This is a genomic window from Delftia sp. DLF01, assembly GCF_014852125.1.
GTDB lineage: Bacteria > Pseudomonadota > Gammaproteobacteria > Burkholderiales > Burkholderiaceae_C > Comamonas > Comamonas acidovorans.
Map to the genome: position 1 here is coordinate 692,404 of NZ_JACVAZ010000002.1, position 24,953 is coordinate 717,356.

Sequence of the window (24,953 nt, forward strand, 5' to 3'; positions counted from 1 at the left end):
AGCCGGTCAGCCGCGCGCCAGGGTCAGCGGCACGGGCCGCATGCGCGACAGGGCCGCGCTGGCCAGGGCCGAGATGCGCGAGAGGAATTCCGTGCCCATGGTGGCCTCGAAGCGCAGCGGATCGGGAGACCCCAGCACCAGCATGCCGAAGGCATTGGCCGGGTTGATGCTGTCGCCGTCATGCAGCGTGAGCAGGGCCAGGGACTGGGCCGCATCGGGATCGACCAGCCAGCCGCCGGGCTCGAAGCCCATGTTGGGGCCGCAAAACGGCATGGTCAGCGATGCCGCGAAGGACTTGGCGTCCTCGCTGACGCCCATGGTGTAGATGCTGCTGGTCTGGGCGCCGGAGACGTTCCACAGGCGCAGGGCCACCTGGGGCACCTCGAAGACATGCTGCAGGCTGGCCGTGAGCGCGTGGGGCAGCTCGCGCAGGTCCTGGACCTTGGCCAGGGCGCAGCTCCAGGCATGCAGCTTGTCGCCGATGGAGGCGTTCTCGCTGCTGTGGCGCATCATGTCCATGATGCGGTGCTCCAGGCCCTTGATCTTCTCGCGCAGCATCTCGGCCTGGCGTTCCTGCAGGCTGACGGTGCGCGGGCTGTGGCTGCTGACCAGCTGCACACGCGCGAGCATCTCGGCGTGGCGCTCGAAGAATTCCGGATGGTTCAGCAGGTAGTCGGCAATCGTCTCTTCGGTGACGGCGATATCGGTAGTGCTGTTCATGGCTGGTCGGGAACCTCGATCTGTCCTTCAAAAACAAACTCTGCGGGGCCGGTCATGCGCACTGCGCCGCCGTCCCACTCGATGGTCAGCCGGCCGCCGCGGGTGTGCACATCGACGCGTGCGTCGAGCAGCCCCCAGCGAATGCCGGCCACCACGGCCGCGCAGGCGCCCGTGCCGCAGGCCAGCGTCTCGCCGGCACCGCGCTCGTAAACACGCAGCCGGATCTGGCCGCGATCGACGATCTGCATGAATCCCGCATTGACGCGCTGGGGAAAGCGCGCATGGCGCTCGATCAGCGGGCCCCAGGTGGCCACGGGGGCATGGTCCACATCGTCCACCAGTTGCACCGCATGCGGGTTGCCCATGGAAACGGGGGCGATCCAGACCGTGGCCTCGTCGCCCAGCTGCAGGGGCCATTGCTGCGCCGCACCCAGCGGGCGGGGCACAAGGTCTGCACTATTGAAGGGCACCAGGGAGGGCTCCAGCACGGGCTGGCCCATGTCCACGGTGACGCGGCCATCGGCATGCAGCTCGGGGGCAATGAGGCCGGCCAGCGTCTGCACGCGGATGACGGACTTGCCGGTCAGGCCCTTGTCGTGCACATAGCGTGCAAAGCAGCGCGCGCCGTTGCCGCACTGCTCGACCTCGCCGCCGTCGGCGTTGTGGATCACATATTCGAAATCGATGCCTTCGGCGGGCGAGGGCCGCACCGTGAGGATCTGGTCGGCGCCCACGCCGAATTGGCGATGGGCGAGGAAGCGGTACTGGGCTGCGCTCAGGCCCAGCGGGCCGGCGGTTTCGTCGAGGACCACGAAATCGTTGCCAGCGCCCTGCATCTTGGTAAAGCGGATCTGCATCCGGCGATTATCCCCTGCACGGCAGCCTCATGGCGCAATCCGGGGCCATGCCCCGCAGCAGTACTTGCGTCTCTTGCGCAACAGCGGCGGGCGGGCCAATCCGCATAATGCCCCCATGACCCGCCCCAGCCAGCTCCTGCACCCCCAGCGCCAGCCCGTAGACACGCTCAAGGCCTCCACCGTCCTGCTGCTGCGCGACCGCGCCGATGGCCAGGGGCTGGAGGTGCTGATGACTCGGCGCTCGCCCAAGGCCAGCTTCGTGCCCAGCGCCTATGTCTTCCCGGGCGGCGGCATCGAGGCCCAGGACGCGGCCGAGGCCGCCCATGCCCGCGCCGACACCCGCCCCGCCCAGGCCGCTGATGCCTTGCGCATCACCCAGGCCATCGCCGGCCTGCGCGAGACTTTCGAGGAACTGGGCATTTTGCTGGCCCACGACGCCCAGGGCCGGCCGGTATCTGCCGCCGAGCTGGCCACGCTGGACCGCAAGGCGCCGCTGGTGCCCCAGTGCGAGGCACGCGGCCTGCGCCTGGCCGTGGATGCGCTGTGGTACCTGGCCCACTGGACGGCCGACCGCGACCAGCCCCGGCGCTTCGATGTGCCCTTCTTCGTGGCGCGCATGCCCGAGGATCAGGAACCCGACGCCGACGGGTCGGAACAGTTCGAGCCCATCTGGGTGCGCCCGCAGGAAGCGCTGGAGCGCCACCGCGCGGGCAGCTTCCCCATGATCTTCCCCACCATCCGCACGCTGGACCGGCTCAGCCGCTTCGCGGGCACCGAAGCCGTGTTCGCCGCCCTGCAAGGCGAGCAGCCGCTGTGGCAGTGCTGCCCGCGCACCGGCTTTCTCAATGGCAAGGAAGCCCGCCACATGGAGGACGAGGCCCCCTTCGGCGAGCTGGAAATGGTCTGCCCGGACGGCCAGATCCTGCACACGCTGGACTGGCAGAGCGAGCGCGCCGTGCCACTGCGCAAGAACCTGCTGCGCCTGACGGCACCCAACCCCGGCGTGATGACCGGCCCCGGCACCAACAGCTATCTGGTGGGCGATGCCGCCACGGGCTACGCCGCCATCGACCCCGGCCCGGCCGACGCCGCCCATGTGCAGCGCCTGTTCGATGCGGCGGGCGGCGACATACGCCACATCCTGTGCACGCATTCCCATGCCGACCACTCGCCGGGCGCCGCGCTGCTGCAGGCGCTGGCGGTGCAGGCCGGCAGGCCCAGGCCCGCCATTGGCGGCCTGCCCTCGGCGCCCACGGCCCGGCCGGCCAGCCGCTTCACGCCCGACTACGCACTGACCGACGGCCAGCGCATCGTGCTGCAGGATGCGCAAGGCGGCACCACCCACACCCTGCAGGCCGTGTTCACGCCCGGCCATGCGGCCAACCATGTGTGCTTTGTGCTGGAGGAAGACGCCCTGCTGTTCAGCGGCGACCACATCCTCAATGGCAGCACCACCATCATCGATCCGCCTGACGGCAACATGCGCGACTACATCGATTCGCTGGACAGGCTCGACGCGCTGTGCGCCGCGCACGATGCGCGCTTCATCCTGCCGGCCCATGGCTATGTGCTGGGCTTTGCGCGCCAGGCGATCGCCAAGCTCAAGGCCCACCGGCTGGCCCGCGAGGCCAAGGTGCTGGCCGCCATGCAAAAACAGCCTGACGGCAGCGTGCAGGACTGGGTGCGGCTGGCCTATGACGACGCCCCGCCGCAACTGTGGCCGATTGCCGAGCGCTCGCTGCTGGCCCATGTGGAGCGCATCCGTGCGCTGTGCGGGCGGCAATGACCAGCAATGACCGGCAATGACCGACGACGCGCGCGGGGCCTGGTATCTGGTTAAGCTGCGCGCATGTCTGAATCTGAAAGCGTTCGCCTGGCCAAGCGCCTGGCCGAACAGGAACAATGCTCGCGCCGCGAGGCCGAACTGCATATCACCGCCGGCAACGTCCAGGTGGACGGCAAGGTCGTGCAACTGCCCGAGACGCGCGTGCGCCCCGAGCAGCAGGTCACGCTGCGCAGCGGCGCCCAGCCCGAGGCCGTGCCGCCCGTCACCCTGCTGATGAACAAGCCTGCGGGCTATACCCAGGGCCGGCCCTATGGCCGGGTGCGCAGCGCCCACTCCCTGCTGGGCGAAGCCAGCATGGCCCAGGTGGACACGCCCATGCCGCTGCTGGTGCTGGCCCAGCACTTCAAGAACCTGGAATCCTTCCTGCCCCTGCCGCTGCCGGCCAGCGGCCTCATCGTCTACACCCAGGACAAGCGCGTGGCGCGCAAGCTGGGCGAGGAAGGCATGTGGCTGGAGCAGGAATGCATCGTCGGCGTCGAGGGCCAGATCCACGAGGACGGCCTGGAGCTGATGAAGGCCGGCCTGCCGATCGGCAAGCGCCAGCTGCCGCCCTGCCGCGTGAGCTGGCAGAACGAGAACCATCTGCGCTTTGCGCTCAAGGGCATCGCCCCCGACGAGATCGACGCCATGTGCACCGAAGTGGGCCTGCGCGTGGTCAGCCTGCGCCGCCTGCGCATTGGCCGCCTCTCTCTGGCCAAGGTGCCCGAAGGCCAGTGGCGCTACCTGATGCCCTGGGAGCGGTTCTAGGCCGGCATTGCCGGGTGCGCGGCGGGCAGCACATTCGGCAAATGAGAATCATTTCATAGAATGCGGGATTCCCGTGCTGCCTTCGGGCCTCCCGCATGCCTGCGCCCGCCTCTTCCTCTTCTTCCCTGCTGAGCACCTTCCAGGACAGCTACCACGAGCTGGTGCGCTTCGTGGCGCGCCGCGCCGGCCCGCAGGCCGCGCGTGACCTGGTGCATGACGCCTGGATACGCCTGGCCGAACGCCAGCGCGGCGAAAGCGATGCGCCCGCCGCGCCGGACAGTCCGCCAGGCGCCAGCCGCGCCTATCTCTACGCGGTGATGGAGAACATCGCCATCGACCACCTGCGCCATGGCCAGCGCACGGCCGAGCGCTTTGACACCTGCGCGAGGGACGGCGAGCCGCCCTCCCCCCTCAGCCCCGATGTGGCCGACACCCATTCCTACCGCCAGGCCCTGGCCGGGGTCGAAGGCGCCCTGGCGCAGCTGCCCGCGCGCTGCCGCGACATCTTCCTGGCCGACCGCATCGAAGGCGCCTCGCATGCCGAGCTGGCCGAGCGCCACGGCGTCTCGGTCAAAACCGTGGAACGCGAGGTCATGCGCGCCATGGACAGCGTGGAAGCCTCGCTGCGCCGCTGGCGCGGAGACACCGCCGCACCCGCACCACGCACGGGCCGCCGCCGCGCCCTGTCCACCCTGCTGGGGATGGCGGGCCTGGGTGTCGGCAGCCCGGCGATGTGGCTGGCCTGGCGCCAGTGGATGCCGCAGTACCAGGTGCGACTGGCCACGGCCACCGGCCGCCTGCTGAACCAGCCCCTGCCCGACGGCAGCAGCTTGACGCTGGACGCCGCCAGCCGTGCCGAGGTGGACTTCTACGCCACGCGCCGCCAGGTGCGGCTGCTGGCCGGCAGCGCCTTCTTCGCCGTGGCGCGCGACACGGAACGGCCCTTCGTGGTCCAGGCAGCGGACGTACAGGTCACCGTGCTGGGCACGCGCTTCGAGGTGGCGCTGGAGGACGATGCGGTGCTGGTCGCCGTCGATGCGGGCCGCGTGCAGGTGCGCGACGGCAGCGGCGCCCGGCATGAACTGGGCGCAGGCCAGATGCTGCGCCTGGCGCCAGGTCAGACGGCCGCCGTGCAAACGGTTGCGGCTGTGGCCGCCTGGCGCGAGGGCTGGCTGGACTTCCAGAACACGCCGCTGGCCGAGGTCGCTCGCCGCCTGGAGCGCTACAGCCTGCAGCCACTGCGCGTGGAGCCCGACGCCGCCGCCCTGCCCGTGCTCGGGCGCGTGCGCATTGCGGCGGCCCAGGGCTGGCTGCGCATGCTGCCGCGCACCCTGCCGGTCAGCGTGCAGGAAGAGGTGCAGGAAAAGGAGCAGGGCCCGGGAACCGGACGCACCCTGGTCATCCGCCGCCGCAGCTGATGCGCCGATGCGCCCATGGCCCCGGAATGCACGGCGCATGCGCACCAGGCGTGAGGGAATGTCTGCGCCCGTTCGTATAGGCATGAGGACCCGGGAACGCGACGCATTCGCAGCCCGGGAATCGCCATTGCCCAGATCCGCCACGGGACCTTCCATGTCTTCATTCCCCTCCAAGCCTTCCCGCCTTGCCTGCCACCATGCCGTTGCGGCGGCCATCGCGCTGCTGGCCGTGCAGCTTTCTCCAGCCGCGCTGGCCCAGGCGGCGCCGGTCACGGCCGTCAGCACCGACTTCCACATTCCCGCCCAGCCGCTGGACCAGGCACTGGCCCAACTGGCCCGCCAGGCTGGCCTGCAGCTGCTGGCCGCGCCTGAACTGGTGCAGGGCCGCCGTGCGCCCGCCGTGGAAGGGCGCCTGAGCACCGCCGCCGCCGTGGCCCGGCTGCTGCGCGGCAGCGGGCTGGAGGGGCATGTGAGCCAGGGCACGCTGGTGGTGGAAAAGCCCGCCGGCACCGTGGCCCTGCCCGAAGTCACGGTCTCCGCCGTGGGCGAGACCACGACCACCGAGGGCTCGGGCTCCTACACCACGGGGCTGATGAGCACCTCGACCAAGCTGCCGCTGTCCATCCGCGAGACGCCCCAGTCCCTCACCGTGGTCACCCGCCAGAAGATGGACGACCAGGGCATGCTGTCCATCGACGACGTGGCCAACAGCGCCACCGGCATCACCATCAACCGCTGGAGCGACGACCGGGCGCGCTATTTCTCGCGCGGGTTCGTGATCGGTTCGTTCCTGCAGGACGGCGTGCCCGTCTCGTATGAAACCGACACCTCCACCTACGACACCATGGCCATGTACGACCACGTGGAAGTGGTGCGCGGCCCCACTGGGCTGATGACGGGCGTGGGCGACCCTTCGGGCACGATCAACTTCGTGCGCAAGCGCGCGCCGCGCACCACCCAGCGCTCGGTCACCCTGCGCGGCGGCAGCTGGAACCAGGCCGTGGGCGAGGTCGATGTGGGGGGCGCCCTCAACGAGGACGGCTCAGCGCGCGGGCGTGTGGTGGCCTCGGCCCAGTCGCGCGACCACTTCATCGATGGCTACAGCAGCCGCCGCCAGCTGCTGTACGGCACCGCCGAGTTCGACCTGGGGCGCGACACCACGCTGAGCGTGGGCGGCTCCTATGTGAACGAAGACAACCCCGGCTCGCAATGGATGGGCGTGCCCATGGGCTTCGATGGCTCCTTCCTCGACATTGCGCGATCCAGGCGTTTCTCGCCCTCCTGGAGCAAATGGGACAAGAAGGAGGTCAGCCTGTTCGCCGACCTGGAGCACCGCTTCGACAACGGCTGGAAGGCCAGGCTGGCCGCGCGCGCCCTGCAGGCCAAGTCCGCGCTGGACGGCGCCTACCTGGTCTCGGGCGGCCTGGACGAACAGGGCCGCACGCGCTACGACGTGGCCGGCGGCCTGTACGACTACGACAAGCGCCAGCTCAGCCTCGATGCCTCGGCCCAGGGCCCCGTGCGCCTGTTCGGCCGCGAGCATGACCTGGCCTTCGGCGTCAGCCGCCGCACCATCCGCTGGAGCGACCAGGGCTACAGCTACCTGTCGCCCACGGGGGAATGGCTGATCGCCAATGGCGTCGATCCCTATACCTGGAACCCCGACTCGCTGGACCGCTCCGGCCTGCTGGCCGAAGACCTGTGGACGCGCCGCCAGAAGACCACGCTGACCTCGGCCTACGCCACGGGCCGCTTCCTGCTGGCCGAGCCACTGAACCTGATCGCCGGCGCGCGCCTGGACTGGTACGACTTCACCAACGTCCAGCGCCAGGGCAGCTGGAGCCGGGAGCGCGAATTCAGCGAGAAAGCCCATGCCACGCCCTATGCCGCGCTGACCTATGACATCAGCAAGACCTACTCGGCCTATGCCAGCTACACCAGCATCTTCCGGCCGCAGGATTTTCTGGATGTCTCGGGCAGCATGCTGGCGCCGGTGGAGGGCCGCAACTTCGAGCTGGGCCTCAAGGGCAGCTACCTGGACGAGCGCGTGAACCTGGCCGTTGCCGTGTTCAACACCACGCAGGACAACCTGCCCCAGGCCATCGCGGACATCAACTCCTGCACGGTGAAGACCAATTGCTACCGCTCGGTGGGCAAGGTCAGGAGCAAGGGGCTGGACGTGGACATCAGCGGCGAGATCCTGCCGCGCCTGAACGCCGGCCTTGGCTATACCTTCACCCAGGCCAAGATCGCCAGCGACAGCACCGAAGGCGCCAAGGGCGCGCCCTATGCCAGCTACACGCCGCGCCACCAGCTCAAGCTGTCGGCCATGTACCACCTGGGCGGCGAGCTGGGCGCATGGCGCGTGGGCGGCGGCCTGCGCTACCAGAGTCGCACCACGTCCGAGTCGCTGACCAGCGCCGAAGGCTATGCAATCCGCCAGTCCGCCTATGCCGTGGCCGACCTGGTCATCGGCTATCGGGTGAACCGGCAGCTGGACCTGCAGATGAACGTCAGCAACCTGTTCGACCGCCGCTATTTCGAGACCCTGGGCACGAACAACGGCGGCAACTATTTCGGCGTGCCGCGCAGGCTGCTGCTGACGGCCAAATACCAGTTCTGAACCGCCCATGAAAATGCCCCGCCGGTGGCGGGGCATGGAAAAAAGTGTGAAGCGCGCCGATAAGCCGGATTCTGTGCACGCGGTTGCCCGCATGTGACCGCCATTAATCTGGGCCGGGCGTCGCCGCCCGGCTCGGTGCTACCTACCCGCACACTCCGGGGGCCCCGTCAACGTGTGCCTACTTGGTATTGCTGCGCGTAGAGATTGCCCGTTTCACCCGGGGACGCGTTCCGCGTCCCCGGGTGGCTATGGGACCCAGGCTTTCGCCTGGGCGTCTGGCTTGCGCCATCCGTCGCCAGCTTGCGCTGGCACCCCATAGAACACCAAGTTGGCGGCACATGTCCCCGACTCGTCTCTGTTGCTCTGATCCTCACCTCACGGTGGACAGCCGTTAGCTGCTACGCTGCCCTGTGCAGTCCGGACGTTCCTCCAGTGCCGTGTTTCCACGATTGCACCAGCGGCGGTCTGGCGTGCTTCACGGGCGGCATTATCTCGCGGCTTGGGCCGGGCTGCAGGCAGATGGCGCAACAGCCTCACGGCGGCATGCAGAACTCGCGGCGGAATTGTTCGGGTGAGGTGCCGGCCTCGCGCTGGAACATGGCGATGAAGGCCGAGGGCGTGCTGTAGCCCAGGTCATAGGCGATCTGCTGCACGCTCAGGCCGGCCTCCAGCGCGTCGATGGCCAGCAGGTAGCGCATGCGCTGGCGCCATTCGCCCAGGCCCATGCCCAGCTCACGCTGGCAGTGGCGCGCCAGGGTGCGCTCGGTCATGTGCACGCTGGCGGCCCATTGGGCCAGGCTGCGGTGGTCCTCGGGCGCAGCGCGCATGCGGGTCAGCACTTCGACCAGGGCCGGGTGTTCGGCGGCCGGCAGATAGCCGGGCTCCACGGGAACGGCCCGCAACTGGTCGTAGAGCACACGGGCCAGGCGCAGGTCGGCATCCGTGGCGGGAATGTGCACGTCGCGCACGGCAAAGTCGGCCAGGATGGCCTTGACGATGGCACCGATGCGCATGGAGCACGGTTGCGCCGGCAGCTCCCTGCACAGCGCAGGCGCCAGGTAGACCGAGCGGTAGACCACGGCGTGCGCCACATGGCAGCTGTGCACCACGCCGGGCGGCACCCAGACGCCGTACTGCGGCGGCGAGACCCAGTGCTGGCCTGCCGTGTCCATGCACATGCTGCCGTGGGGCGTGTAGTTCAGGTGGCCCCAGCTGTGGCTGTGCGGCGGCACCTCGGTGTCGGCGCCGAATTCGTCGTAGCGGAAGTAGTACTCGCCCGGCACATCCTCGACGTTCTGGATGTGCATGGGCTTGCTGGGACGGGGCATGGCGGATGGTCCGGGTTGCGCTATCGATTGTCCGAAACCAGGGATGCACTCCAAGTCGGACAGAACGATCATAGGACCAGTCTTAGGAGTCTTCCAATGGGGTCTTACCTTTTCCCTTTGATCGCCGTGCTCATCTGGTCGGTCAATACCGTGGTCAGCAAGATGGCGGCCGACAGCATCGGCGCGGCCGAGATCGGTTTCTACCGCTGGCTGGTGGCGGCCGTGCTGTTCACGCCTTTCCTTTTGCCGTCCATCTGGCGCCAGCGCGCCGACATCCGGCCGCTGCTGCCGCGCCTCATCGTGCTGGGGATGCTGGGCATGGTGATCTACCAGAGCCTGGCCTATTACGCGGCCCATATGACATCGGCCACGCACATGGGCCTGATCGGTTCGCTCACGCCCATGATGGTGCTGGGCCTGTCCACCGCCATGCTGGGCCAGGCGCTGAGCCGGGGCGCCGTGCTGGGCTGCGTGCTGGCGATTGCGGGCGTGGCCCTGGTGGTGTCTTCGGGGCAGCCTGCCACCTTGCTCACCCAGGGCCTCAATGGCGGTGACGCGCTGATGTTCGTGGCCATGCTGGCCTATGCGGTCTACAACATCCTGCTCAAGCGCTGGCCCATGCCGCGCCTGGCCACGGTGCAACTGCTGTACCTGCAGATCCTGGTGGCCGTGATCGCGCAGCTGCCGCTGTTCCTGATGGCGCCGCGCACGGGGCTGAACGCGACCAACCTGCCGTTGGTGGGCTTTGCGGGCATCATGGCCTCCATCGCCGCGCCGCTGCTGTGGATGATGTCGGTGGCGCGCATCGGCCCGGGCCGCTCCAGCATGTTCTTCAACCTGGTACCCATCTTCACGGCCGTGATCGCCTTCATGGCATTGGGTGAGCCCCTGGCGGCCTATCACGCCGTGGGCGGCGTGCTGACCATCGGCGGCCTGCTGCTGGCCGAGCTGTGGAAGCAGCCTTTGCGCGCACCGCGTGCCGCCGCCACCGCCTGAAAAAATCAGGGTTTTCCCGAGCGCAAATGGTGCACGCATGCTGCATGCCGGTGCGGCGCCCGCACCAGCTCTGCCCATAAGAATTTGCATTCAGGCCTGCTCATAATTTCTTGTTGGACAGCCCTGTCCCGCCTTTCGATACTGCCGCCACAGGAACAGCTCCAGACGCCCGGCCGGTCTCACTGCAGACCCGCCAGCGCCTGAAGCCCCTAAGACACACAGGCCCCGCCCCGGTCCGTGTGCCCGCTGCACCGTCGAAGACAGGAGACACCCCATGAGCAGTCCGGCATCCGCCGCACATTCCCCCGCCCACGGCGCCGGCCAGGCATCGCCGCCCGACATGGACGCCACCTACCGCAAGATCGCCTGGCGCCTGATTCCCTTTCTGGTGCTGCTCTTCATCCTGGCGTGGATAGACCGCGTCAACGTCGGCTTCGCCAAGCTGCAGATGCTGGACGACCTGCAGTTCAGCGAGGCCATCTACGGCCTGGGTGCCGGCATCTTCTTCATCGGCTACTTTCTGTTCGAAGTGCCCAGCAACCTGCTGCTGGAGAAGATCGGCGCACGCAAGACGCTGGCGCGCATCACCATCCTGTGGGGCGCGGCCTCCATGGCCATGGCCTATGTGACCACGCCCACCATGTTCTACGTGCTGCGCTTCATCTTGGGCGTGGTGGAGGCCGGCTTCTTCCCCGGCGTGGTGCTGTACCTGACCTACTGGTTCCCGGCCCGCCATCGGGCGCGCGTCAACGGCCTGTTCATGACCTCGTTCGCCATTGCGGGCGCCGTGGGCGGCCCCATTGCGGGCGCCATCATGAATGGCATGCAGGGCGTGGGCCATCTGTCCAACTGGCAGTGGCTGTTCATCCTGGAAGGCATTCCCTCGGTGATCGCCGGCTTCTTCGTGCTGCTGTACCTGCCCGAGAAGCCCGCCAACGCCAAGTGGCTGAGCGCGTCCGAGCAGCGCGCCGTGACCGCCGCCGTGGAGGCAGAGAACCAGGGCGGCCACAAGCATGTGTCCTTCCTGGATGCCTGCCGCAACTACCGCGTGTGGCTGTGCGCTGCCGTGTATTTCTGCATCGTCAGCGGCAATGCCACCATTGCCTTCTGGTCGCCGTCCATCATCAAGGAGATCGGCATCCAGAACACGCTGCAGATCGGCCTGATCTCGGCCATTCCCTTCCTGGCCGGCACGCTGGCCATGGTCTGGAACGGCATGCATTCGGACAAGACGGGCGAGCGCCGCATGCACTGCGCCCTGTCCGCGCTGATCGCGGCGGCGGGCCTGATCCTCACGGGACTGTTCCTGCACAACGCCGTGCTCGCCCTGTGCGCGCTGACGCTGGCCTCCATCGGCATCCTCGCGGCCTTTCCCGTGTTCTGGTCGATTCCCGCCGCCTTCCTGGCCGGCACGGCGGCAGCCGGCGGCATTGCGCTGATCAACTCCATCGGCAACCTGGCCGGCTTCGTGGCGCCCTACATGATCGGCGCGCTCAAGACCAGCACGGGGTCGCTGTCCTCGGGCCTGTACTTCGTGGCCGCGCTGGAATTCATGGCCGCCTTCCTGGTCGTGCTCTTCGTCAAGAAGCAGTGATGCCTGCGCGCCGCACCGCGCGCGCCACTGCCCCCTCCTCTTTCCCACCGGGGCCTGCGGCCCCGCCTTTTTCCTGGATCGCCTGCCATGCAACTGCAGTTCACCACCCCCGAGGGCCAGACCTTCGCCCCTGAATTCGACACCCTGATCGTCGCCGGCTGGGCCGGCCGCGACCGCGAGGCCATCGAGCACCACATCGACGAGCTGGCCGCCATCGGCATCCCGCGCCCCAGCGCCGTGCCGCTGTACTACCGTATCTCCAGCAACCAGCTGAGCCAGCGCAGCGCGCTGCAGGTGCTGGGCCCGGACTCCTCCGGCGAGGTCGAGGTCTTCGTGTTCACGCACGAAGGCGAGATGTTCGTGAGCCTGGCCTCCGACCACACGGACCGCAAGCTGGAAGCCTACAGCGTGGCCTTTTCCAAGCAGGCCTGCGTCAAGCCCGTGGCCACCCAGGCCTGGCGCTTTGCCGACGTGGCCGGCCACTGGGATGAGCTGGTCGTGCGCTCGTGGATCGTGGAAGACGGCCGCGAGGTGCTCTACCAGGAAGGCACGCTGGCCAGCCTGCGCACGCCCCAGGACCTGATCGCAGGCTTCACGGGCGGCAAGGATCTGCTGCCCGCAGGCTGCGGCATGACCTGCGGCACGGTGGGCGCCATCGGAGGCATCCGCCCCTCGACGCAGTTCTCCATGGAGCTGTACGATCCCCGCAGCCAGCGTTCCATCCGCCACAGCTACCGCAGCGAACTGCTGGACGTCGTGGCCTGAGCCGCGACTCCGATCCGCCCACGCCCGCCTTCACCCACAGGACTTCCCACATGACCCAAGCCCTCCCCCTGCCCAGCCTGGAACTGGCATCACAGCGCCTGCATGGCGGCGAAACCACCTCGGTGCAGCTGACCGAGCAGGCCCTGGCCCGCACCATGTCGGGGGAAGGCCCCAAGGTGTTCACGCGCGTGTTCCAGGGCGCGGCCCTGGCCGAGGCCCGCGCCAGCGACGTGCTGCGTGCGGCCGGCCTGGCGCGCTCGCCCATCGAGGGCCTGCCGGTCTCGGTCAAGGACCTGTTCGACATCGCCGGCTTTCCCACGCTGGGCGGCTCGCGCCTGCTGGCCGACGCACCGCCCGCACAGCGCACGGCCGAAGTGGTGCAGCGCCTGCGCCAGGCCGGCGCCGTCATCGTGGGCACGACCAACATGACCGAATTCGCCTACTCGGGACTGGGCATCAACCCGCACTACGGCACGCCGCGCAATCCCTGGCAGCGTGACGAGGGCGGCGGCCGCATCCCGGGCGGCTCGTCCTCGGGCGCGGCCATCTCGGTCACCGACGGCATGGCCATGGCGGCCATCGGCTCGGACACGGGCGGCTCGGTGCGCATTCCTTCGGCGCTGTGCGGGCTCACGGGCTTCAAGCCCACGGCGCGCCGCGTGAGCATGGAAGGCGTGCTGCCGCTGTCGGCCAACCTGGACTCCATCGGCCCGCTGGCGCCCAGCGTGCGCTGCTGCGCCACGCTGGACGCCATCCTCAGCGGCGAACCGCTGGGCGAGCTGCATGCCGCGCCACTGCAGGGCCTGCGCCTGCTGGCACCCACCAACGTGGTGCTGGACGGCATGGACGCCACCGTGGCCGCCGCCTGGGAGCGCGCCCTGTTCCTGCTGTCGCAGGCGGGCGCCCACATCACCCATGCCGTGGTCGCGCCTTTCGGCGAGCTGGCCGACATCAATTCCAAGGGCGGCTTCACGGCCGCCGAGGCCTGGGCCTGGCACCGCCACCACATCGCCACGCGCCTGTCCGAGTACGACCCGCGCGTGGGCACGCGCATCCTGCGCGGCAAGGACATCAGCGCGGCCGACTACATCGACCTGCTGGCACGCCGCAGGCAGTGGATTGCCGCCGTCAGCGCCCAGATGGCCGACCATGACCTGATCGTCATGCCAACCGTGCCCGTGGTCGCCCCCAAGATCGCCGACCTCACGCAGAGCGACGAGGCCTACTTCGGCGCCAACGGCCTGATCCTGCGCAACCCCACGCTGATCAACTTCCTCGACGGCTGCGCCATCTCCCTGCCCTGCCACCGCGCAGGCGAGGCGCCCGTGGGCCTGAGCCTGGCCGGCCTCGGCGGGCAGGACCGGCGACTGCTGTCCGTGGCCCTGGCCGTGGAGCAGCTGCTGGCTTCGGCGCAGGGCTGATCGATCAGGCGGCCTCGGGCCTAGCCGCCCAGGCCGCTGCCCGGCAGCCGCGCCACGGCCTGGCCGTGGTTCAGCGCAAAGGCGGCGGCGGTCTCCTCGGCCGCGCGCGCCACCACTTCGGTCAGCGGGTTCTGGTGATCGTTGCGAAAGCAGGCCACCAGCGGCAGCGAGGGGAACTCCCGGTCCACGCGCAGCAGGCGCAGGCGCTGCTCGGCCAGCTCGCGCTGGATGATGGCCGGCGGCACGGCGGCCACGCCCAGGCCGTCGCAGACCACGCGGATCATGGTCGCCACCGAGGCGATGCAGTTCAGGTGCACCGAGGCGCTGCTTTCGGTGGAGAACAACTGCTCGATCACCGCATAGGGCTCGGAGCCGCGCGCAAAGCACATGATGGGAAAGGCCGCCAGCTCGGCCAGGCTCAGGGTCTCGTCGCCAATGCCCAGCTTGGGGCTGCCCACCCAGGCCATGGGAAATTCACCCAGCGACAGATGGCCCACGCCGGCCGCCGTCACGGGCTTGGCCTGCAGCGACAGGTCCAGCTGGCCCTTCACCAATTGCTCGGACATGTGCAGCGTGGTGTCGCAGGCGATCTCCACCTGCAGGCGCGGATAGCGCTGCTGCAGCAGCGCCAGGAAATCGGGAAACCAGCTGTGCACGATGGACTCGATGGCGCCGATGCGGATCACGCCGGCATAGGCCTGCTTGTCCAGCATGTCCTCGCGCATCTCGCGCATGAGGCGCAGCATGCGCTCGGCATGGACCAGGGCCTTGGCGCCGTCGGCCGTCAGCGTGACCTCGCGCACGCCACGGTCGAACAGGCGCACGCCGAACTCCTGCTCCAGCGTGGCGATGCGGCTGGAGACGGCGGCCTGCGTGGTGTACAGCCGCTCGGCCGTCATGCGGAAATTGCGCAGCTCGGCCAGCAAGACAAAGGTTTCCAGGAACCGTAGATTCATGCGGCGATGTTAGCCGTCCAGGCCATATCGATATAGCCCATGCATAGAACAGCTGCGTGCACAATGAATGCCTGGTTTTCGCGCAGCGTCTGCGCACCACCCCCGACTGTCCAACCACCACCCCAAAATCGCGGAGGTCCGATGAGAGCTGACAACATCCTGCAAACGATTGGCAACACGCCCCATGTGCGCATCAACCGCCTGTTCGGCGCCGGTGCCAATGTGTGGATCAAGTCCGAGCGCGGCAACCCCGGCGGCTCCATCAAGGACCGCATCGCCCTGGCCATGGTCGAGGATGCCGAGAAGTCCGGCGCCCTGCAGCCCGGCGGCACCATCATCGAGCCCACCAGCGGCAACACCGGCGTGGGCCTGGCCCTGGTGGCCGCCGTCAAGGGCTACAAGCTGGTGCTGGTCATGCCCGAGAGCATGAGCATCGAGCGCCGCCGCCTGATGCTGGCCTACGGCGCCAGCTTCGACCTCACGCCCAAGGAAAAGGGCATGAAGGGCGCCATCGCCCGCGCCCAGGAACTGGCCAGCCAGACGCCCGGCGCCTGGATTCCCCAGCAGTTCGAGAACCCCGCCAACATCGACGTGCATGTGCGCACCACGGCCCAGGAAATCCTGGCCGACTTCCCAGAAGGCCTGGATGTGCTGATCACCGGCGTGGGCACGGGCGGCCACCTGACCGGCGTGGCCAAGGTGCTCAAGGCCAAGTTTCCCCAGCTCAAGGTCTTTGCCGTGGAGCCTGCCGCCTCGCCCGTGATCTCGGGCGGCCAGCCCTCGCCCCACCCCATCCAGGGCATTGGCGCAGGCTTCGTGCCCAAGAACCTGGACACCAGCCTGCTGGACGGCGTGATCCAGGTCGAGGCTGAACCCGCGCGCGAGTACGCACGCCGCTCGGCCCGCGAGGAAGGCATCCTGGTCGGCATCTCCTCGGGTGCCACCCTGGCCGCCATTGCGCAAAAGCTGCCCGAGCTGCCCGCAGGCGCCAAGGTGCTGGGCTTCAACTACGACACGGGCGAACGCTACCTGTCGGTGGAAGGCTTTCTGCCGGCCTGACGGCGGCAAGCCCCGTCCGCTGCAGTGCACTGCACTGCGACATGAAACACAAGGCCTCGCAAGAGGCCTTTTTTGTTGCCGCCAGCGGCATGCTGCATTCCCCATTCGCGCATAACGAAGCGGCCCCGGACGCGGACAATCTTCCCCACGGCGCCGTGTTCCCCCCTGCACTGAAATCCGGGCGCGAACCCACGCGTATGACAGTTGTGTGGAGATTTCTTACAAAACATGTTGCGGCCCAAGGTCATGCTGAACGCGCATCGGGCAAACCCGACTCTGGCCTACGATGGTCTGACCAAGGAGTAAAAAAATCTTGTTCGGTTTCTTTGAAAAACGCGTTCCGCCCTATCCCAGCGTCGAGCCCACGGTCCCGCCCAAGGGCTTTTTTGCCTTCATCTGGGCCTGCACGCAAGGCATGCGCGGCTGGATCGCGCTGCTGACCTGCACCTCGGCGCTGCTGGCCGTCTACGAGGCGGCGCTGTTCGCCCTCATGGGCCATGTGGTGGACTGGTTGTCCACGGTGTCGCCAGCCGGTTTCTGGGCAGAGCAGCGCGGCACGGTGTGGGGCATTGCCGCCGTCCTGCTGTCCAGCGTGCTGTTGCTGGCCTTTCACACGGCGGTGATGCACCAGGTGCTGGCCATCAACTTCCCGATGCGGCTGCGCTGGGTGTTCCACCGGCTGATGCTGGGCCAGAGCATGTCGTTCTATGCCGACGAGTTCGCGGGCCGCATCACCACCAAGATCATGCAGACCGCGCTGTCGGTGCGCGAAGTGGTGTTCATGGTGGTCGATGTGCTGGTGGGCGTGAGCGTCTACATGATCGGCATCCTGATCCTGGCGGCCAGCTTCGAGTGGCGGCTGATGATTCCGTTTGCGCTGTGGCTGGCCGCCTATATCGGTGCCTGCTGCTACTTCGTTCCGCGCCTGGGCAAGATCGGCAAGGAGCAGGCCGATGCACGCTCCATGATGACGGGCCGCGTGACCGATGCCTACACCAACATCGCCACCGTCAAGCTGTTCGCCCACACGCGCCGCGAGGCCGAGTACGCGCGCAACGCCATGGAGGCCTTCAAGTCCACGGGCTATGCGCAGATGCGGCTGGTCAGCCAGTTCGAGATCGTCAACCACCTGATGATCACGATGCTGCTGGTGGGCTCGGCGGGCACGGCGCTGTACCTGTGGTCGGCCGGACAGGCCAGCGCAGGCGTGGTGGCGGCCATCATCGCCATGGCGCTGCGCCTGATGGGCTATTCGCACTGGGTGATGTGGCAGATGACGGGCCTGTTCGAGAACGTGGGCACCATCCAGGATGGCATCCTCACGCTGACCAAGCCGCGCACCATCGTGGATGCGCCCGACGCCAGGCCGCTGCAGGTCACGCACGGCGCCATCGCCTTCGAGGACCTGAGCTTTGCCTACAAGGACGGCGGCAAGCAGGTGATCGACCACCTGAACCTGCACATCCGCGCCGGCGAGCGCATCGGCCTGATCGGCCGCTCGGGCGCGGGCAAGTCCACGCTGGTGAACCTGCTGCTGCGCTTCCATGAAGCCCAGGGCGGGCACATCACCATCGACGGCCAGGACATCCGCACCGTCACGCAGGACAGCCTGCGCGGCGCGGTGGGCATGGTCACGCAGGACACCTCGCTGCTGCACCGCTCCATGCGCGACAACATCCTCTACGGCCGCCCCGACGCGACCGAGCAGGAGATGCTGGCCGCCGCGCAAAAGGCCGAGGCCTCGGACTTCATCGCCACGCTGACCGACCTCAAGGGCCGTGGCGGCTATGACGCCCAGGTGGGCGAGCGCGGCGTCAAGCTGTCGGGCGGCCAGCGCCAGCGCGTGGCGATTGCGCGCGTCATGCTCAAGGACGCGCCCATCCTGCTGCTGGACGAGGCCACCAGCGCGCTGGACAGCGAGGTCGAGGCGGCCATCCAGCAAAGCCTGGACAGCCTCATGCACGGCAAGACCGTGATCGCCATCGCCCACCGCCTGTCGACCATCGCGGCCATGGACCGGCTCATCGTCATGGACCAGGGCCACATCGTCGAGCAGGGCACGCACCAGCAACTGCTGGAGCTGGGCGGCATCTACGCCAAGCTGTGGTCGCATCAGAGCGGCGGCTTCCTCGCAGAGCAGGGCTCGGAAGCTGCCAACGCCAACGGCTAGACGCTCGCCAGATCCCGGTCCAGCTGCGTATGCAATGTGTAGCGGCTGGCCGGGTGCAAGGTCACACTGAGGTCCATCAACTCCCCATCGGTATCCAGGTAGCGGCGCACGATCTTCAGCGCCGCTGACCCGGCCGGGGCCTGCAATTCTTCCGACAGCGCCTCGGGAATGAGCGCCCCCACCACGGCCTGCCGCACCCGCGCGATGCGCAGGCCGTATTGCTGCTCCAGCAGGCTGCTGACCAGCAACTCGGGCGCGGCGCGCACGCGCTCGGCCAGTTCCTGCGTGTCAAAGCGCTGCGCATCCACATAGACCACGGTCCAGGCAATGGGCAGGTGCGGCGCGGCGCCGTCGCGGCGCAGGCTGCAGATGGCCAGCCAGCGGCTGCCGGCCGGGCAGTCCAGCTCGGCGGCCAGGTCCTGGTCCAGCACCACCTCCTCGATGCGCCGCACCTCGCGCACATGGGTGGCGCCGAACTGCACCAGGTCCTCCAGCGAGGTCAGCGCCTGGCGGTAGTGCGCATGGGGCTGCGCCGCCTCCACGCGCGTGCCCACCTTCTTGCGCCGCGATACCAGCCCCGACTGCTGCAGCTCGGCAATCGCCGCGCGCACGGTGTGGCGGCTCACGCCATAGCGGTCGCACAGCTCCAGCTCGGTGGGCAGCAGGGCGCCCACGGCGTATTCGCCCGAGGCAATGCGCTCGGACAGGTCGCGCGCCACCTGGGCATAGCGTGTCTCAGCCATGGGCGCAGGCCCTCACCCCAGGCAAACCCGGATGTTCGTAATGTACGTACATAAATGAAAATAACGATATGTCCGAACTTAATCGCAATTGCGCACCATGACCCTTCCGTCCTTCACCTCCAGCACCGCCATCGATTCGCTGCTGTTCCGCGACGCCTTCGGCACCCCCGACATGCGCGCCATCTTCGCCGACAGCGCGCTGGTGTCGCGCTACATCGAGGTCGAGGTCGCGCTGGCGCGCGCCCAGGGCCGCTGCGGCGTGATTCCGGCCGAGGCCGCACACGAGATCGCGCAGCGCTGCAGCCTCGACGCGCTGGACTTCGAGCTGCTGCGCAAGGAAACCGACATTGTCGGCTACCCCATCCTGCCGCTGGTGCACCAGCTGGTGAAACAGTGCGGCGACGCAGGCCGCTACATCCACTGGGGCGCCACCACCCAGGACATCATGGACACGGCCACCGTGCTGCAGGTGCGCGATGCGCTGGATCTGCTCGATGCCGACATCGCCGCGCTGCGCACCATCCTGGCCGACCTGGCAGAGCGCCACCGCGACACGCCCATGGCCGGCCGCACGCACCTGCAGCACGCCCTGCCCATCACCTTCGGCTACAAGGCCGCCATCTGGCTGGCCATGTTCGACCGCCATGCCCAGCGCCTGCAGGAACTGCGCCCGCGCATGCTGGTGGGCCAGTTCGCGGGGGCGGCAGGCACGCTGGCCTCACTGAGCGGCCGGGGCCTGGAAGTGCAGCAATTGCTGATGGAAGAACTGGGCCTGGGCGTGCCCGCCACCACCTGGCATGTGGCGCGCGACGGCCTGGCCGAGGCCGTGAATTTCCTGGCCCTGGTCACCGGCTCGCTGGGCAAGATCGCCTACGACGTGATGCTGCTGTCCTCCACCGAGTTCGGCGAGGTGTTCGAGCCCTTCGTCACGGGGCGCGGCGCCAGCAGCACCATGCCGCAAAAGCGCAACGCCATCTCCAGCGAGCTGATGCTGGCCGCCTCCAAGGCCGTGCGCCAGCATGCGGGCCTGATGCTGGACGCCATGGTCCAGGACCTGGAGCGCGCCACCGGCCCCTGGCACGCCGAATGGGTGGCCCTGCCCGAGAGCTTCGTGCTCTCGGCCGGCGCCCTGCACCAGGCGCGCTTCATGCTGGGCGGCCTCATCGTCGATCCCGAACGCATGGCCCGCAACCTGGACATGACCGACGGCCTGATCGTGGCCGAGGCCGTGATGATGGGCCTGGCCCCGCACACGGGCCGCCAGCAGGCGCACGACATCGTCTATGCCGCCTGCCGCAGCGTCAACGCCGAGGGCGGCACGCTGGCCGATGCGCTGGCCCGCCTGCCCGAAGTCACGGCCCATTTCGACCGCGCGGCGCTGCAGCGCCTCACCGACCCGCGCAACTACCTGGGCGAGGCCCCGCAGATGGTGGACCGCGCCCTTGCGCTGTCGCGCGCCCATACAGCCAGCGGCCGCTGAAACCCCGGCCCAGGACAGAACACAGCACTACAGGAGACAACACCATGCCTTTCCATCTTCCCCGCCTGCCACGCCTGGCCCTTGCCCTGGCCGCCACCACCTTCGCCCTGGCCGCGCACGCCCAGGGCGGCTACCCCGCCAAGCCGCTGACCTGGATCGTGCCCTTCGCGGCCGGCGGCCCCACGGACGCCATGGCGCGCGACATCGCCCAGCGCACCAGCACCCAGCTGGGCCAGCAGATCATCATCGAGAACGTTCCAGGCGCGGGCGGCACCATCGGCGCGGCCAAGGCGGCGCGCTCGGCGCCCGACGGCTACAGCTTCCTGGTCGGCCACATGGGCTACATGGGCGCGGCGCCGTCGCTGTACAAGAAGCTGGCCTATGACCCGGTCAAGGACTTCGAGGCGGTGTTCCGCTTCCCCGACACGCCGCTGGTGCTGCTGGTGGGCAAGAACTCCCCGTACAAGACGGCCGAGGAGCTGGTGGCCTTCGGCAAGCAGAACCCGGGCCGGCTGAACTTCGGCAACGCGGGCGTGGGATCGACCTCACACCTGGTGGCCGCGCTGTTCGCCAGCCGCGCGCAGATGGAGATCACCCAGGTGGCCTACAAGGGCGCGGCACCGGCCATGACCGATGTGATCTCGGGCCAGGTCGATGCCATGTTCGACCAGACCAACACCGCCCTGCCCCAGCTGGCGGGCGAGCGCATCCGCGCCATCGCCCTCACCTCGGACAAGCCCATGCCCCAGTTCCCGGGCGCGGCAGCGCTGGGCCAGAAGCTGCTGCCCGGCTTCGAGACCGCCACCTGGTACGGCATCTACGCGCCCAAGGGCACGCCGCGCGACGTGGTGCAAAAGGTCTACCAGGCCTACACCAAGGCGCTGGCCGACAAGGCCTGGACCGACAGGATGGCCGCCCAGGGCATACGCCTGCTGCCCGCAGATCAATACGCCCCCGAAGCCCTGGCACGCCACACGGCCGCCGAGGTGGAGCGCTGGCGCAAGGTGGCAGCCGACGCGAAGATCTCGCTGGACTGAGCCCATGGACCAGACACGCACCCAGGCCCAGGCACCGACCCAAGCTCATACCCGCATCGAGCACGATGCCTTCGGCCCCGTCCACATCCCTGCCGACCGACTGTGGGGCGCGCAGACCCAGCGCGCGCTGGAGCTGTTCACCATTGGCGAGGAGCGCTTTCCGCAGGGCCTGTACCGCGCCTTCGGGCTGCAGAAGCTGGCGGCAGCGCGCGCCAACCGGCGCCTGGGCGTGCTGGACGACGAGCGCGGCGCGGCCATCGAGGCCGCAGCCGCCGAACTGCGCGACGGCCTGCTGGACGCGCATTTCCCGCTGACCATCTGGCAGACGGGCTCTGGCACGCAGACCAACATGAATGCCAACGAGGTCATCGCCAACCGCGCCAACCAGATGCTGGGCCAGCCCCCGGGCACGCGCAGCCCGGTCCACCCCAACGACCATGCCAATGCCTCGCAGTCGTCCAACGACAGCTTTCCCACGGTGATGCACCTGGCCACGGCGCTGGAGCTGCGCGACCACCTGCTGCCCGCCCTGGAACAGCTGCAGCAGCGCCTGCAGGAACGCGCCCTGGCCTTTGCCGGCGTGCTCAAGGTGGCGCGCACGCACCTGATGGACGCCGTGCCCATGACGCTGGGCCAGAGCTTCGAGACATTCGCCCACCAGGTGGGCCACGGCATGGACCGGCTGCGGGCCACGCAACCTCGTCTGTGGAGCCTGGCCCAGGGCGGCACGGCGGCCGGCACGGGGCTCAACGCGCCGGCCGGATTCGACCGGGTCTTCTGCGAGGAGATACAGGCGCTCACGGGCCTGGCGGTCACGCCCAACCCCTGCAAGTTCGAAGGCATGGCCGCGCACGATGCGCTCATCGAGGTCTCGGGCGCGCTCAACGTGGTGGCCGGTTCGCTGGCCAAGATGGCCAATGACATCCGCCTGCTGGGCTCAGGCCCGCGCTGCGGCCTGGGGGAGCTGGTGTTTCCCGACGATGGGCTGAGCTCCTCCATCATGCCGGGCAAGCGCAACCCGACCGTGGCCGAGGTCGTGGTCCAGGCCGCCTACCAGGCCATGGGCCACCACCTCACCGTCACGCTGGCGGGCTCGGCCGGGCACTTCGAGCTCAACGTGGCCAAGCCCGTGCTGATCCACCACCTGCTGCGCGCCATGCGCGCGCTGGGCGACGCCAGCCGCGTGTTTGCCGAGAAGCTGGTGGCCGGCCTGCAGGCACACACCGAGCGGCTGGAGCAACAGGTCAGCCACTCGCTGCTGCAGGCCACCGCGCTCAACCCGGTGCTGGGCTATGACGCCGTGGCACGCATCACGCGCGAGGCCATGGCGCGCGGCATTGCGCCGCGCGAGGCGGCCGTGGCGCTGGGGCTGATCACGGCGGCCGAGTACGACCGGCTGGTGGACCCGCGGGCCATGGCCGGGCTGCCGCCCGCGTAGCGGCCTCAATCCTCCAGGCCTATGTTCTGCACGATCTTCTTCTCGTCCTCGAACGCCTTCCTGGCGAACGCCGTGTACTCCTGGCTGCCGCGGAACTGCGTGCGCACGCCGTAGTTGCCGACGACCTGGCGGAAGGCCGGGTCGTCCATGGCGGCCTTGATGGCGGCTTCGAGCTTGCGCACGATCTCGGGCGGCAGGCCGCGCGGCCCGGCAATGCCTAGGGGCGAGGGCACATCGAAGGCATAACCGGCTTCGCGGAACGTGGGCACGTTGGCAAAGGCCTCGGGCCGCACCTCGGAGGCCGAGGCCAGGGCGCGCAGCTTGCCCGAGCTCAGGTACGGCAGCACCGTGTTGGCGTACACGCCGGACTTGATGTGGCCGGCCATCAGCGAGTTCAGCGCCTCGGCATCGCCCTTGAAGGGCGCATGCGTGAAGCGTGCGCCCGTGGCCTGCTCCAGCAGCGCCATCACCACGTGGTTGGCCGTGAACTTGCCCGGTGTGCCGTAATCCACGGCGCCCGGATTCTTCTTGGCGAACTCGACCAGATCCTGCACCGTCTTGAACGGCGAGTCCTGGGGCACGGCCAGCACGAAGTCATAGGTCATGTAGGTGGCGATGTAGCTGAGATCGCGCACCGGGTCGTACTGCACCTTCTGGATGTGGGGCTGGCGGAAGATGCTCACGGGCGCCAGCGTCAGGCGGTAGCCATCGGGCTTGGCCGTGCGCATCTCCATCACGCCCATGGACGCGCCTGCGCCGGGCTTGTTCTCGATCACCACGGTCTGCCCCAGCTGCTTGCCCATGCCCTGGGCCAGCGCACGCGCCACCACGTCGGTCACGCCGCCCGCGCCGTAGGGCACGACCAGGCTGATGGGGCGGCTGGGATAGCTGTCCTGCGCCCATGCTGCGCCCGTCATCAGGACCGATGCGCACATCCATGCGCCAAACACTCGTCTTTGCATTTCCATCTTCCTCAGAGGCTCACGACCATCGAACTTGCTGCTGTTCAATTTAGATGGATGCATGCCAACCATGGATTCGGGCAAGCCCGTAGCGTTGGGGCTTGTGGGGAAAACGCGCAGCGTGGGTGCGGGACTGATGGCTCTATAGCAGGGGGTGGCGTGGTTGCTTGGTTTGCGGGGGGTGGTGGGGTGTTTTTTTGCGCATTGTGGGGGGTGGGGCATGTCTTTGAGGCGACAGTCATGGGGCGTGTGCCCTCAGAGGGGCTGCCATTCCGGGATGCTTTTTTGTCCCTGCCGGGGGGTTGTTTTTCGAGGCCGGGTTTCGGCCCGGCGGCCGACCTACCTTCTTTTGCTTCGCCAAAAGAACGTAGGCCAAGAAAAGGCGGCCCGGATGTCCGCGACCCTCCGCTTCGCTGCGGGCAACCTGCGTCGTGGCGGTTGCGGGGTTCGCCGTGAAACTCTCTTCGCGCTGCGCGCTACGTTCAAACAGTCACGGCGAGTCAGATGACGAAGCAGTCCTGTCCTTCGGCAGGACTGCAACCCCGCAACCACCACGCCGCAGGCGCTGACATACGGGGAGGTGGTGCGGGCCTTCGCTTCGCTCGGCCCCGGTTTGAAGCCGAGCGGAGCGATGGCGCCGGCTGTTGGCTGTTGGCTGTTGGCTGTTGGCTGTTGGCTGTTGGCTGTTGGCTGTTGGCTGCCCCCAGCCTCCCCCCTTCTGCCCACGCCTGCGTTGGGCGGGATGCGGGGTGGCAAGCCTGCCGAAGGACAGGCTTGCTTCGTCATCTGACTT

The 24,953-nt window shown here is 68.4% G+C and carries 19 protein-coding genes and 1 other RNA gene; 13 read left to right on the forward strand and 7 right to left on the reverse strand.

Going from position 1 to position 24,953, the window contains the following annotated elements; genetic code table 11:
- Positions 1-6: 6 nt before the first annotated feature.
- Together IB269_RS11585 and dapF are read right to left on the reverse strand one after the other, a co-directional pair.
- A complete protein-coding gene (locus IB269_RS11585) occupies positions 7-720 on the reverse strand; it encodes a DUF484 family protein (protein ID WP_012203384.1) in 714 nt (237 codons plus the stop codon).
- On the reverse strand, positions 717-1,577 hold the full coding sequence (gene dapF, locus IB269_RS11590) for a diaminopimelate epimerase (protein ID WP_013804117.1): 861 nt from the start codon (positions 1,575-1,577) through the stop codon (positions 717-719). Before dapF ends, IB269_RS11585 begins: the two co-directional genes overlap by 4 nt.
- Positions 1,578-1,692: 115 nt before the next feature.
- Between dapF and IB269_RS11595 the strand changes: the two genes are divergently transcribed.
- From IB269_RS11595 to IB269_RS11610, 4 genes are all read left to right on the forward strand, one after another.
- Positions 1,693-3,363 (forward strand): MBL fold metallo-hydrolase, encoded by a 1,671-nt coding sequence (locus IB269_RS11595; RefSeq protein ID WP_192367206.1) that lies wholly within the window; start codon positions 1,693-1,695, stop codon positions 3,361-3,363.
- 63 nt (positions 3,364-3,426) lie between these two features.
- Positions 3,427-4,170 carry a pseudouridine synthase gene (locus tag IB269_RS11600; protein WP_012203381.1) on the forward strand — a complete coding sequence of 248 codons (744 nt, stop codon included), beginning with the start codon at positions 3,427-3,429 and terminating at the stop codon, positions 4,168-4,170.
- A gap of 95 nt (positions 4,171-4,265) precedes the next feature.
- Positions 4,266-5,588, forward strand: a complete 1,323-nt coding sequence (locus IB269_RS11605; RefSeq protein ID WP_192367207.1) for a sigma-70 family RNA polymerase sigma factor — start codon at positions 4,266-4,268, stop codon at positions 5,586-5,588.
- Between the two features lie 154 nt (positions 5,589-5,742).
- Positions 5,743-8,211, forward strand: a complete 2,469-nt coding sequence (locus tag IB269_RS11610; RefSeq protein WP_192367208.1) for a TonB-dependent siderophore receptor — start codon at positions 5,743-5,745, stop codon at positions 8,209-8,211.
- A 44-nt stretch (positions 8,212-8,255) separates the two neighbouring features.
- Here the strand turns inward: IB269_RS11610 and rnpB are convergent.
- Both rnpB and IB269_RS11620 read right to left on the reverse strand, forming a co-directional pair.
- Positions 8,256-8,688: RNase P RNA component class A (gene rnpB, locus IB269_RS11615), an RNA gene on the reverse strand.
- A gap of 56 nt (positions 8,689-8,744) precedes the next feature.
- Positions 8,745-9,539, reverse strand: a complete 795-nt coding sequence (locus IB269_RS11620; protein ID WP_043780839.1) for an AraC family transcriptional regulator — start codon at positions 9,537-9,539, stop codon at positions 8,745-8,747.
- A 96-nt stretch (positions 9,540-9,635) separates the two neighbouring features.
- Here IB269_RS11620 and IB269_RS11625 point away from each other — a divergent pair, with 96 nt between their 5' ends.
- The 4 genes from IB269_RS11625 to IB269_RS11640 all read left to right on the forward strand — a co-directional run bounded on the left by IB269_RS11625 (position 9,636) and on the right by IB269_RS11640 (position 14,315).
- Positions 9,636-10,535 carry a DMT family transporter gene (locus IB269_RS11625; RefSeq protein ID WP_012203377.1) on the forward strand — a complete coding sequence of 300 codons (900 nt, stop codon included), beginning with the start codon at positions 9,636-9,638 and terminating at the stop codon, positions 10,533-10,535.
- Between the two features lie 274 nt (positions 10,536-10,809).
- Complete coding sequence (locus tag IB269_RS11630; RefSeq protein WP_034390465.1) at positions 10,810-12,129, forward strand: MFS transporter; 1,320 nt, start codon at positions 10,810-10,812, stop codon at positions 12,127-12,129.
- Positions 12,130-12,216: 87 nt separating this feature from the next.
- Positions 12,217-12,894, forward strand: coding sequence for a DUF2848 domain-containing protein (locus IB269_RS11635; protein ID WP_192367209.1), 678 nt, complete (start codon positions 12,217-12,219; stop codon positions 12,892-12,894).
- Positions 12,895-12,944: 50 nt separating this feature from the next.
- Positions 12,945-14,315, forward strand: a complete 1,371-nt coding sequence (locus tag IB269_RS11640) for an amidase (RefSeq protein WP_192367210.1) — start codon at positions 12,945-12,947, stop codon at positions 14,313-14,315.
- Between the two features lie 20 nt (positions 14,316-14,335).
- Here the strand turns inward: IB269_RS11640 and IB269_RS11645 are convergent, their stop codons facing one another.
- Complete coding sequence (locus IB269_RS11645) at positions 14,336-15,271, reverse strand: LysR family transcriptional regulator (RefSeq protein ID WP_043822010.1); 936 nt, start codon at positions 15,269-15,271, stop codon at positions 14,336-14,338.
- A gap of 141 nt (positions 15,272-15,412) precedes the next feature.
- Here IB269_RS11645 and cysK point away from each other — a divergent pair, with 141 nt between their 5' ends.
- Together cysK and IB269_RS11655 are read left to right on the forward strand one after the other, a co-directional pair.
- A complete protein-coding gene (gene cysK, locus IB269_RS11650; protein WP_043822008.1) occupies positions 15,413-16,330 on the forward strand; it encodes a cysteine synthase A in 918 nt (305 codons plus the stop codon).
- A gap of 313 nt (positions 16,331-16,643) precedes the next feature.
- Complete coding sequence (locus IB269_RS11655) at positions 16,644-18,500, forward strand: ABC transporter ATP-binding protein (RefSeq protein WP_192367211.1); 1,857 nt, start codon at positions 16,644-16,646, stop codon at positions 18,498-18,500.
- On the opposite strand, the gene IB269_RS11660 is transcribed toward IB269_RS11655, so the two are convergent.
- Positions 18,497-19,243: a GntR family transcriptional regulator gene (locus IB269_RS11660; RefSeq protein WP_016448060.1), complete on the reverse strand. Its 747-nt coding sequence runs from the start codon at positions 19,241-19,243 to the stop codon at positions 18,497-18,499. The genes IB269_RS11655 and IB269_RS11660 overlap by 4 nt on opposite strands.
- A 97-nt stretch (positions 19,244-19,340) precedes the next feature.
- Here IB269_RS11660 and pcaB point away from each other — a divergent pair, with 97 nt between their 5' ends.
- From pcaB to IB269_RS11675, 3 genes are read left to right on the forward strand one after another with little or no spacing between them, the layout of a single operon-like run.
- Positions 19,341-20,723: a 3-carboxy-cis,cis-muconate cycloisomerase gene (gene pcaB / locus IB269_RS11665; RefSeq protein ID WP_192367212.1), complete on the forward strand. Its 1,383-nt coding sequence runs from the start codon at positions 19,341-19,343 to the stop codon at positions 20,721-20,723.
- 44 nt (positions 20,724-20,767) lie between these two features.
- A complete protein-coding gene (locus tag IB269_RS11670; RefSeq protein WP_012203368.1) occupies positions 20,768-21,760 on the forward strand; it encodes a tripartite tricarboxylate transporter substrate-binding protein in 993 nt (330 codons plus the stop codon).
- 4 nt (positions 21,761-21,764) lie between these two features.
- Positions 21,765-23,198 (forward strand): class II fumarate hydratase, encoded by a 1,434-nt coding sequence (locus IB269_RS11675; protein ID WP_192367213.1) that lies wholly within the window; start codon positions 21,765-21,767, stop codon positions 23,196-23,198.
- Between the two features lie 5 nt (positions 23,199-23,203).
- Here IB269_RS11675 and IB269_RS11680 read toward each other — a convergent pair whose 3' ends face one another.
- Entirely contained in the window at positions 23,204-24,160 is a 957-nt protein-coding gene (locus IB269_RS11680) for a tripartite tricarboxylate transporter substrate binding protein (RefSeq protein WP_012203366.1), read from the reverse strand.
- Between the last annotated feature and the right edge of the window lie 793 nt (positions 24,161-24,953).